Source organism: Oceaniradius stylonematis (assembly GCF_003149475.2).
In the GTDB taxonomy this organism is placed as follows: domain Bacteria; phylum Pseudomonadota; class Alphaproteobacteria; order Rhizobiales; family Rhizobiaceae; genus Roseitalea; species Roseitalea stylonematis.
Genome location: NZ_QFWV02000010.1, coordinates 1 through 8,266, shown reverse-complemented (window position 1 = coordinate 8,266; position 8,266 = coordinate 1). Strand labels below are relative to the sequence as shown.

Annotated in this window: 11 protein-coding genes; 4 read left to right on the top strand and 7 right to left on the bottom strand. The window is 53.7% G+C overall.

Annotation, left to right across the window (positions count from 1 at the left end; all coding sequences use genetic code 11):
* Positions 1–37 precede the first annotated feature (37 nt).
* The 5 genes from DEM25_RS17420 to DEM25_RS17400 form a co-directional block, all read right to left on the bottom strand.
* Positions 38–1,132 carry a replication initiator protein A gene (locus DEM25_RS17420; protein ID WP_109769502.1) on the bottom strand — a complete coding sequence of 365 codons (1,095 nt, stop codon included), beginning with the start codon at positions 1,130–1,132 and terminating at the stop codon, positions 38–40.
* Between the two features lie 9 nt (positions 1,133–1,141).
* On the bottom strand, positions 1,142–1,417 hold the full coding sequence (locus tag DEM25_RS17415; protein ID WP_109769501.1) for a helix-turn-helix transcriptional regulator: 276 nt from the start codon (positions 1,415–1,417) through the stop codon (positions 1,142–1,144).
* A gap of 120 nt (positions 1,418–1,537) precedes the next feature.
* Complete coding sequence (locus DEM25_RS18460) at positions 1,538–1,807, bottom strand: DNA -binding domain-containing protein (RefSeq protein ID WP_369406365.1); 270 nt, start codon at positions 1,805–1,807, stop codon at positions 1,538–1,540.
* Between the two features lie 205 nt (positions 1,808–2,012).
* Entirely contained in the window at positions 2,013–2,300 is a 288-nt protein-coding gene (locus tag DEM25_RS17405; protein ID WP_196780448.1) for a transcriptional regulator domain-containing protein, read from the bottom strand.
* Between the two features lie 120 nt (positions 2,301–2,420).
* On the bottom strand, positions 2,421–2,684 hold the full coding sequence (locus DEM25_RS17400; protein WP_109769499.1) for a DNA -binding domain-containing protein: 264 nt from the start codon (positions 2,682–2,684) through the stop codon (positions 2,421–2,423).
* Positions 2,685–2,909: 225 nt separating this feature from the next.
* Between DEM25_RS17400 and DEM25_RS17395 the strand changes: the two genes are divergently transcribed.
* Complete coding sequence (locus DEM25_RS17395) at positions 2,910–3,128, top strand: helix-turn-helix domain-containing protein (RefSeq protein WP_109769498.1); 219 nt, start codon at positions 2,910–2,912, stop codon at positions 3,126–3,128.
* A 69-nt stretch (positions 3,129–3,197) separates the two neighbouring features.
* On the opposite strand, the gene DEM25_RS17390 is transcribed toward DEM25_RS17395, so the two are convergent.
* Both DEM25_RS17390 and DEM25_RS17680 read right to left on the bottom strand, forming a co-directional pair.
* On the bottom strand, positions 3,198–3,518 hold the full coding sequence (locus DEM25_RS17390) for a DUF736 domain-containing protein (protein WP_109769497.1): 321 nt from the start codon (positions 3,516–3,518) through the stop codon (positions 3,198–3,200).
* Positions 3,519–4,068: 550 nt separating this feature from the next.
* Positions 4,069–4,872: a hypothetical protein gene (locus DEM25_RS17680; RefSeq protein ID WP_109769495.1), complete on the bottom strand. Its 804-nt coding sequence runs from the start codon at positions 4,870–4,872 to the stop codon at positions 4,069–4,071.
* Between the two features lie 1,109 nt (positions 4,873–5,981).
* On the opposite strand from DEM25_RS17680, the gene DEM25_RS18555 reads away from it, so the two are divergent.
* The 3 genes from DEM25_RS18555 (at position 5,982) to DEM25_RS17665 (ending at position 8,137) form a co-directional block, all read left to right on the top strand.
* Positions 5,982–6,308, top strand: coding sequence for a hypothetical protein (locus DEM25_RS18555; RefSeq protein ID WP_158585298.1), 327 nt, complete (start codon positions 5,982–5,984; stop codon positions 6,306–6,308).
* Between the two features lie 134 nt (positions 6,309–6,442).
* Positions 6,443–6,832, top strand: coding sequence for a hypothetical protein (locus DEM25_RS18005; protein WP_147393351.1), 390 nt, complete (start codon positions 6,443–6,445; stop codon positions 6,830–6,832).
* Positions 6,833–6,844: 12 nt separating this feature from the next.
* On the top strand, positions 6,845–8,137 hold the full coding sequence (locus DEM25_RS17665) for a nucleotidyl cyclase domain-containing protein (RefSeq protein ID WP_109769491.1): 1,293 nt from the start codon (positions 6,845–6,847) through the stop codon (positions 8,135–8,137).
* The last annotated feature ends 129 nt before the right edge of the window (positions 8,138–8,266 follow it).

Below are 8,266 nucleotides of genomic sequence, written 5' to 3'. Positions count from 1 at the left end.
CAGGCCGCATGAGGCCACAATTGAAAACCCGGGCTCTTCACTCAGCTGGATGAGAGATGGGGCTCAGGTCAGGACCGGCGTCTCCTTCGGGGTTTTCCCCAGAGCGCCGGTCTCTAAAGAAGTTAGATTCTTTGTTAGACTCTAAGTTAACGGTGCGATTGTCTGTTTGCTCATCGAAACTTAACCCCGGTTCGGGTTCCCGATAGCACGAGGGTGTGGTTCCCGATGGCACGATAGTGCGGGTTCCCGATAGCACGACGGCGTCCACAGCTTGTCCACAGGGCACCGGTTTGAAGGCGAGCAGGGTGCGGCGCGGCTCGAATTCAAGGAACAGGCGATAGCCCGGTAGCGCCTGTCGCTTGACGATGGCGCGCAGTTCGAAGGCGAACCGTTTGAACGGCGAGAGGCTGCTGGACTTGAGATAGAGATGACGGAAGTCGAAGCGCCAGCCGCGCGCCTGTTTGCCGCCGTGCTTTCGGACGATCCGGTAGAGCCAGCGGTCGAGCCCGCCGGTCAACCCGAAATAAGCCCGGTCGATTGTGAGGATGAGCGCATCGTCGAGAACGGCCTTGTAGAACCAGTCCGGGACGATGAGTTCGATCCCCTCCGGATTGCCGCGCGCATCGCTGCGCTCCGTCCATTCGTTGATCCAGGAGAAGCGGTGCATACGCCGCGCCGTTCTGTCAGCGGCGCCGGACTGCACCCGTGGATTGCTTGGCGGCTGACGTAGCGTCGTCGCCACCGTGGTTGATTGCAGGCGGTCGAGGGCCGCTTTGAGACGCTGGTAATCGCGCGCGCCGGTGCCGCGGCCGATGAACGTGAGGATCTGGTAGGGCGTCGCTGCCATCAGGCGCGAGGTGCGGAAGCCGTTGTCGCGAGCCTCGACGATTTGGCTGGCCGCCCAGATCAGGATATCGGCGTCCCAGATGGTCGCCATTCCGTGTTCGGGCACGGCCTCCACCCGGATCGCCACCGCGCCGGAACGATAATCGATCGGTGTGGTGCGGGGAGACTTGGCGAGGCTGAAGAAGGGATAGGCCATGAGGTCCTGCGCATCGCGGGGCGCGAGATCGCTGGGGAGGGCGCGAAACAGTTCGAGCTGCTGCCTCTCCGATGTGCGGGATCGCGCCATGGTTGGAGATCAGCGGCGGTTGGCGCCACGCGGGATATTGTCGTGCCGCTTGGCCGGCAGGACCGTTCCAGCGCCGGGATCGGACGTGGATTGCTTGGCGCCGCGGTTCGCCCAGGCCTGCAAATCGTCGACCGAATAGACAACGCGGCCACCGAGCTTGCGATAGGCGGGGCCGGTGCCGTAGGTGCGGTGTTTCTCGAGCGTCCGGCCGGACAGGCCAAGGAAGCGCGCGGCTTCGGGAGTTCTCAGATAGCGTGGCGGCAGGTTGGTGGGCGTCGCGGACATGATCGTGCCTCCGTGGTCCTTGGGACGACCGCCGGATATCGGCGGTTCGACGGGAGCACGGTGGCGGAGAAGGCGCGGCGAGGGGGAGTGCGAAGGCGCGACGGCGGATTCGCACCCTCGTCATGGCAACGGATGGTGACGGTAGAGGAGGGAGCGATAGGCGCCCTCCACGTACTTCATGCCTTCGCGGAAACGCCGCATGACGGTGTCGCGCTCGGGCATGGATTTCCATGCTGTGGCGCTGACGTGATCGGCACGAAGAACGATCTCGGCGATCTCCTGGAAGGTCGCGCCGGACCGACGCCCGTCGATCACCCGCAGCATTTGCCTGAGATTGTTCCTGCGGTACGGGGTGACGCGCAGGTCTTCGACGGATCGCCGCCCGTTTATGGCGTGCGAGAATCGTCGGATCGCATCGAGACGATCCTCCAGGAAGCGGTCAAGAAAGGTTATGGGTGCGACCGGTCCCGCAGGTATCTGCGTGCCCGGGCACAGGGCTGGAAACCGATGTATACCGATATCGACGAAGAGGAAATGGCCCTCGGATGCTCGGAATGTATCGGTCTCGGGCAGGAAAAGTGAAGAAAGGTCGGATTCAGGAAATTGAGGAAGCGCTGTCAGGATGAGCGTTCCAGGGTCGATACCCGGAGCGAAAAAGATGTTCGCATCGGTGGCGCGAAGGATCGGGGAAGCCGGGAAATCGCAACCCCCATAATCTGGTCAGCGGATCGTTTGCCGTTTCGCGCTTCTCTGTCGGGATGTTTTCGTAGTTGTCCTGGTATTTGCGGTTACGGCGGAGAAACTCCCATGCCAAACCCTCCGGGTCGAGCCGGTCGATATAGTCAAAGGCCTTCCCGTGTCGCCAGTCCGCGTCCTCCACCATGGAAACGCCTCCGCTTAAAGCTGACAGGTACCCCCAGGCGATATAGATCGCGTTCTGATTGTAGTTGCGGAAGTCTCGGTTGGGGCAAGGTGTGATGCCGACGCTGCATCACGGGTCCGATTATTGCTGATTTCCGCTCAGGAGATGGCGATAGCCGTGCTCGGTCATCCAGCGTGCTCGTGCCATATGCGAGGTATGGATGAGTTTGGCGCGGTCCGGCTCTTGCTTTGGGTCGATCCCGAAAATGATCTCGACGGCTTCCTTCCAGTCGGCGCCCTCGGCGTCGGCGTCAAGGAGTCGTAGGTAGGTCTTGAAATTCGCGCGATCATAATCGGTGATCCGATCATCGACCGGCGGTTCATCGAGGTAGTCCGGGTTGGCCATCCGCTGTCCCATCGCGGCGGGTTATGAATTCCCACCTTTTTCGTTAACACAATTTGAACACATTGGAGCGCTGCCCGGCAATCGGATCAAAGAAAAAACGGGTAAATTCTTGGGGTGGCGGTACGCGGCTGGAATGCGGGCAGTGGTCCATCAATGCAGCGTGGTGCTCCATTTACATACTATAGTTGATAAACTTAAAGTATGTAAACCGCGATCTTCTCGCGCATGGACATGCGCAAACTGGTCGGCCGGAACTTCGCCCGCCTGCGTCGGGAAAAGGGCCTGACCCAGGAAGAGGTGGAAGCGCGTTCCGGATTCAGCCAGCAATATCTCAGCAGTTTGGAGCGCGGACGGAGGAACCCGACCGTGATTACCCTTTACGAGTTGGCTCAAGCTCTCGGCGTTAGTCACATGCAACTTGTCGAGCCCGACGATCAAGTGTGATCGCCGGGTTCTGTTCGCCAACAGCGAAAACGGCCCCACCCGGAGTGCCGGGCGGGGCGGTCTTTGCTGTCACTCGCCGTTGCGGCGGGTGGGACGGGACCAGATCAGGCTGTATCCGCCGTCCTCGTCCTCGAAGAGGTTGGCGTAGATCGGAGCGGTGAAGCTCGGATCGTCGAGCTTGAGGCCGAGATAGTCTCGGCCCTCGTTCGACTGCTTGGACCAGGCTGCCCCGATTTCGGCGCGGCCGACCAGGACGCGATGGCTGGGGGCGTTCTCGCTGGTCTGGTTGGTTTCGGGGACGATGCGGACGTTCTTGGCCTGCACGTTGAGGGTGACGATTTCGCCGGTGAATTCGTTGCCGGACTTCTTGAAGGTGCCGATGGTTGCCATGGTAGTTCTCCTTGATCACTGGTTTCGAGCCCGCACCATGCGGCCTCGATGGCGATCGGATAGGCCGGAGGCGATCGAAGGTGCATCGCTTGCGACCGCAGCGTTAGCGGAGGATGGCGATCCGGCGGGTTTGTTGCCTCGCGAGGAATGACGGCGCAGCCGGCAGGGGAAGAAACTTAACGGGCGCCATTGCGGCAGAGGCGATCGAGGCGCAGCCGGCCTTCGGCCAGATCAGTCCATTGAAGAGGCCGTTTGGAGCGCTCGGCTCACAGGGACCGTTCAAGGAGAGATTGGCAACACGGTGCATTGGAGGTCCATTTCAGCGAAAGAACGTAATCGTCGACTGGCCAGCTAGCCAGCCCGGCCGGCGTTACCCGGGGTGCCCATGTACGGGAACCAAATTATTTCCATCCTGAAGCGGCTACGCTGTACCGGCCCGCGTCGCTTTTGTAACAGTGAGAGTTGTTCGTCGCCTTCTCCCGGGATGCGCACAATGATACAATATTCCTAAGCAAGCACTATAACAACGAACTACTGTTTGAGACGGAGATTATCTTATAGAATCCCTCAAGCTTTTTAACTCTTGAGTAGCTGCCTCCGTTATCTTATTTTCCGACGAAAGTCCTTCATCGAAAATATAGATGAAATGTTCAACAATTCGGATAATGGTATCCAACCAAGGTAATTCGCCTTGCGGAAGAAAATCATCGAATTCCGCATGTTGAACTCCACTATCCAGCATATTGCAAGAAAACCAGTCAAAACTCAATCCGGATTGATGGTTCTTTTTAATGCCATAAGCGATTGCACGCAAAGTCAAAGCGCTTCTCTGCGTCTCGTAAAATTGTTCTTTGTAATAGCTGCGTATCAACCTCTTGCAGTAGTGCAATATTCTGAACGCGAGTGCGCTAATATCCACAAAAGTGTCAAGTTCTTTTGATGTTCTTCGATACTCTTTTTTAACAAATTCAAAAAACTGTTTAGGATCTCCATGAATTAGCAAGTGATGTGAAAAACTCTCAAAATCACCTACAAGAGCAGGCGATACCAAAAAGTAATCGATGTCTCTGGAGTTTCGCGAAAACAAGCCGAAGCGAATTCCAAATCCATCGACTAACTCGGGTCTTCCGAACATTTCAAAATTAGAGTGGTGAACTGGTATTTCAGTTTCCAAAATTTCCTTTGCTAGGCCCAAGCTCACATCTCTGCAATGCACGAACATATCTATGTCATTGGCCGGCGCGTTCCGGTTTCTGGCAACAGAACCTCCAACTGTTACAAAACGAAATATCTCCTCATGTTCTGTAAGCCAGAGCGATTCTCTCGCTATCACATCAGCTATGGTTTCGTTCATCAGTTCGCTACTCTACCACGGGTGTGCTGTGAACCCTCGCGTGCAAGTTGACCGAGGAGCCCTAATGCAGTCGACTGTTGGACAGGACATGCCACCAATGCTGTGATATTGTTGTCTCATCTTCTGATGACCACTTTTATTTGATTTGGGAAAGATCGCACAGATCGCAGTTATGAGGCGTGCATGACTGAAGACCGTGCTGGCAACTTCAGAAATATCGCGAGAAATTTTGTCTACAGCGACGGTCATCCAATCGTCTCTAGGATGCCTGTTGCGGTTGCCATGGAACTTGTCGGTGCACTTCTGCGGTCCTTTTTGTTGCTTATTAAATCGGACATCGGACTTCTTAATGCGACATCGGCCGCTTCGGTGCTTCACCGAAATGGTTTCACAAAGATACCATTATTTGAAGATCCGACAACTGGACGGGAAATACGATTTCACAGTTGGGGAAGCGCACAGACTGGGGATGAAAATATTCACAACCATACCAAGCCGTATTGGTCGTTCGTCTTTTCCGGCGCGGTTATCGTCGAAGAGTTTCAACTTGGCCCCGGTAGCTATTACAATGGTTACAAATCGAGCCATATTGGTAATTCGGATTACACACTACAGTCCTTGGGGCGGCTCAGCCTTGAACGGACTGATACTCGCATAATAAAACCAGGCGAATGTCATTCTGGCGATATCTCCACTTTGCATCGGTTATCCATCCCAGAAGGTCGAACGGCTGCAACGATATTCTGTCAAGGCTCGCGAGCAGTAAGGGAGACGCGGATTTTTTCCGGGTCAGTTCTGAAAGAGGCTCGTGAGGAGCACTTCGCCCTATCAAAAAACGAAGTTTTAGGAGCGCTTGAGCATGGGATTGAAGNCGGATTCATGTCTATGATAAAAGACATATTTTTGTAGATTTGGAGACCCTGCACTTAGATACGGTTAAGCCGTTAGTACATTCTGTATTACGAGAGAGATATGAACGGGTATGTGAACTTTTGGAGATATTTTACCACTTCCAATTGAGGCCGTACGAACCCGTGTTAGTGCGGATTGAGGGGGCGCATCGAATACTTTGCCCCCCGGTGGTAGAGATAGGCGAACGAGCCACCGTTGTGGACGGCTCCCACAGGTTGCTGGCAGCGGTGGCGCACGGAGTTGATGTTGCTGAAGTCATCACGATTAGAAGCGAGCAACTCCCGAGGCCGGCTTCGCGCTGCTTTGATTGGGGCGACCTCAGGGTTGAAGAAGAGGTTGACCATTGGCAAGATCGCACATCAGACTTCAGTGAAGATCTGTTTCGACCTGTTGTTGGTGTTTCCGCGTGGCTGGAGCGTCAGCCGATTAATCGGCAGAACAATTTTGACATGGAGGTAGAAGCGCTGTGCAAGAGTTTTGGTCCACCAACGATGACGTTCAGACAAGACAAAACAAGTTCCTAAAGTCTGAGCCCGAAGAGATCGCCTTAACGGCGACGTGCATCTACATATCGAGGGGGAGGCCTGAAAAGCTTCTGATATGCAATCCTTCGCCGGACACCTGGAACTCCTGGATGTTCCCTTACGGGTCCCAAAAAATGCCATCGACACCAGACCTCACCCTTTCCGGACGATCCTATTTCGAAGTTGAGGATGCCGTGGCGAGGCTTTCAAGTGGTGAGACTGAGTTTCACAAGCGATTGAGTAAGTTGGGGGAAATGAGTGGACACCCGACGGGGATCCAATTTCAGACCTTATACACGTCATTTGAGTTTAAGACGTCGAAGTCCAGCGGACTCAGGACTCTGTATGTATTTGAGTACCTTATTGCAAAGGTCGATCATGAGTTTGAACCTGCTGTCGAAGGGGTATGGGTCCGCGCGGACGGTTACTCTTCCACAAGGAACGAAATTGATGCGCTTGCAGAAAAGCGAGACATGGCTGTTGAGGGTAATGTATTCGACGCCCTGAAGATTGCAATGGGATAGGATGACGTCGGAATGTTTGTTGATATTCGAGACGAAAACTTTGTACTGCCAGATGTCCCAATTCAGAGTTGGATCATAATTTCTCTCGAAATATCGGTTAAATATAGGGGGGAATACTATGTCCTAATGAGGCATCCATACTATGTAAATGAAGGTTTAGGATATTCAGAAGGGTGGCTTTACCCGTCATTCTTTGCGTTTACTCATAGCTTCGATACATTTCCCCCGCAGAATGCGGGTGAGTGGAAACGAGAAACTGACGAAGCGCTCAACGGTATGAATATCAAGGCGCGGGCGAACGAACTAGCCCATCTGGCAGGCCTGGGTCCGCTGGAAATTATGCATGAGGGATCTATGTTCGAGCTAAAGTCGTCGCCAAGTCACGGTGGGGCGAAGCGGCTTTACAGAATTGAACGTTACAGTTGTAAGCTCAGAAATAATCGACACGTTGCAGACCTAATCGACCCGCTTTGCCTAAAGGGGCACATTTTTGTTCCTTTGCAATTGCTTGAAGACAAAAAAGAGGTATCAGAAAAGGAGCCGCTTACGTTTCGTGGAAAAAGAATTATTTTGAACTTTTCCGAGGCGATGAGAGATATTGGGAATTTAGCGCGGATTAAATCACGGGCAATTAATATAGAACGGAATGATTTAGTTGTTGATGATGAGGGATGGATACTAATAGTGGACGTCGCTGGCTTTGGTCGGCTTTGTGATCATGTGTCGACAGAGCAAGGTAATATATTTGAGTCTGGTGACGCAATTCGGGAACGCTTTAGATTTACGCTTGCCGAGCTCTTTGAGAGCGTTCTAGATGAGGCTGGTTGTTCACAAACCTATTTTACGGGCGACGGATTGATCGCAGCGTTTCCAACTCGACTTTGCATCACAAACGAGTTTGATCAACTAAATATGTTTATGAAAGCGTATACCCGCTTGATGGAATTTCTTACCGAAATATCTCAGCGTCTTGATGGAAAAGTGGAGCCAGTCGGTTCTAGACTCGTTGTCCACTATGGGCAGTACGAATTTGGGAGGGTTGGTGGACCCTCAACAGTTAACGCAAACTTTTCTGGGGACGCTATTGTAGAGGTTGCAAGGTCGGAGTCCGCTTTGTCTGGAGTTGTAAAAGATGGATCGCTGAAGGCAGAGCATGCTCTTGGCTTCACGGAGAGCGCGCGATCGCGATTGGGCGATAGCATACGAAGACTGATCGATAGCCGTGGGTTTGAAGAGCTCCATCTCAAAACGAAAGAACGTGAGGTCAGGCTGTTTGCCGGTCCTCTCAGTCCCTCTGTGGATTGATGGGGTTGTTGGAATTTGGCATTCTTTTGGGCGCATTTCGTTTTGTTGTCCAAGTGGTTTGACCTGAGCCCCATCTCTCATCCAGCTGAGTGAAGAGCCCGGGTTTTCAATTGTGGCCTCATGCGGCCT